At 65.9% G+C, this 1,882-nt stretch carries 1 protein-coding gene and 1 pseudogene; one reads left to right on the forward strand and one right to left on the reverse strand.

The features are described 5' to 3' along the window. A pseudogene (locus tag AB1609_22730) lies at window positions 1-323 on the forward strand (ATP-binding protein). Window positions 324-561: 238 nt separating this feature from the next. Here the strand turns inward: AB1609_22730 and AB1609_22735 are convergent. Further along, entirely contained in the window at window positions 562-885 is a 324-nt protein-coding gene (locus tag AB1609_22735; GenBank protein MEW6049251.1) for a hypothetical protein, read from the reverse strand. Window positions 886-1,882 lie beyond the last annotated feature (997 nt).

Raw genomic sequence — 1,882 nt, forward strand, 5'->3', positions numbered from 1 at the left:
ACCGGAGTGGGCAAGACCTTCGTGGCGTGTCCGCTCGCCAACGCTGCCTGCCGGCAAGGGTTCAGCGCCAGATACCTACCGGGTACCCAGGCTGCTTTCGGAACTGGCCATCGCGCGGGCAGACGGTTCCTACGGGGACACGTTCCACCGTCGTGGCCAGCCAGATTCCCGTCGGGCACTGGCACGCGACGATCTCGGACCCCACCGTGGCCAACGCCATCGTCGACCGGCTCGTTCACAACTCCCACAAGACCACGCTCAGGGGGGAATCGATGAGAAGGGTGAAGAACAGCACACGGGAAGCCGACCACTGCGATTCGTGACCACCTACCAGCGTCGCTCCGCTCCGACTGGCCGCCATCGCGTGGAACCCTGGTCGACATCATGTGCAACGGTGGTCGGCATCAGATGGGGTCGCGGTCGGCATCACATTCCTTCAGGCCGCGCGTCACGGCCGCAGCCGCTGCCCTTGGCCAGCCGGGTTCCCCCACCTCACCCAAACAGGGAATTTTTCACCCCAACTCAGCGCACATGCCGGGCGCGCACGAAAAAGGCCCGAGCCTACTCCAGTTTCGCCGTCCGGCTCATCGAGAGCAGCGCGTCCAGCACCTGCTGCACCGCTTCAGCATCCCCAGCATCCCGCGGCTCGCACTCCTCTTCCCGCGGAAGCGGAGCCTCTACGCGGGCGAGCCGTTCCACCGCCACCCGCAGGCCCGCAACCTCCTCTCGCAGCTTGGCAATCTCATCCCGAAGCTCCAGGTCTGTTCCGCCCGCGTGCCTGAGCAGAAACCTCACGGCCCGCGCCCGCGAGCCGTGGGTTCGCGCGAGACGGTCCAGCAACTCCACGTCTTCAGGTGCCAGCCTCACCGCCACAACCTGCTTCATGGTCTCCCCTCCTTATAGTAAACACCCCCGTTGGCCACAGTCCCCTGTGGCTCAACGACCTCCGCCGCGCCGGAAGCGGCCTTGTAAACGTGGCCCGTTAGCCACGGTTGTCGTGTAAACACGCCCGCCTGCGCGGATCACCCCTCGCCTTGCACCGCAAGGCTTTTTGCCATCCCGGCGCAGTGTGTAAGCACCATGATCTGGTGTTTACATGCTGCGAGCAAACCCGCGCCCGTCACCCAGTTCCGCCGTCCCGAATGTAATACGCCCCGCGCAGCACCCACGGGGCAGCCCCAGGCACTGGCACACACGGCCAACCTCGCCTACCCACCCGGCGAAGGGAGGGCTTGAGCCACGGGTGAAGATCCGCGCTGGCTCTCTCCCCGGTCTGCACAACCTCGGGCGCGGCTCGACGCGGACAAACCACGCGTGAAAGGTAGCGACTTGCGGCGACACGCTTTCAGCCGACGCCTTAGCGGACCGACGCCCCAAGCCGAACCCGAAGCCAGGGCCGTGCGGCACAACGGCCTTACACTTAGATCGCAAAGTCCGCCCTGGCAATTGCCCCCTTTCAACCGATCTCGGCCCCCCTCCTGGCTGCCCGCGCCGCGGAAGGGCCGCACAGCTCTTTGATTTCCGCCGGGCTCTTGCCCTCAGTCCTTTGAGTTCTTCATGCCGCTCCGCGGCACCACCGGGGATGAAAATCCCGTGCTAATGCGGTACGCTGGTGGCAATAGCCGGTTGGAGAAGGCCGGGTTGCCTGGGTGCCAAGAGCCCGTCCTTGAGTTTGGCCTGGGTGCCCCTGAGGTGGCACCGTCTGTCGCCACCCTTCCAGGGTGAGCACGCGGGGGAGAATCTCCGCAGAAGAGGGGGCCCGCCGGCGGTTCGGGAGGTGCCGGAGAATGCAGGTTTTGTACGAGCGGTGCGCGGGGATCGACGTGCACGAGAAGAGCGTGACGGTCTGTCAGACCACCCCGGGGCCGCACGGTGAGGTCAA

This window comes from Bacillota bacterium (genome assembly GCA_040754675.1).
Classification (GTDB): domain Bacteria; phylum Bacillota; class Limnochordia; order Limnochordales; family Geochordaceae; genus Geochorda.

Excerpts from the sequence above, each read along its gene's own strand:
- AB1609_22735 (MEW6049251.1), bottom strand. The coding sequence starts at position 885 with ATGAAGCAGGTTGTGGCGGTGAGGCTGGCACCTGAAGACGTGGAGTTG.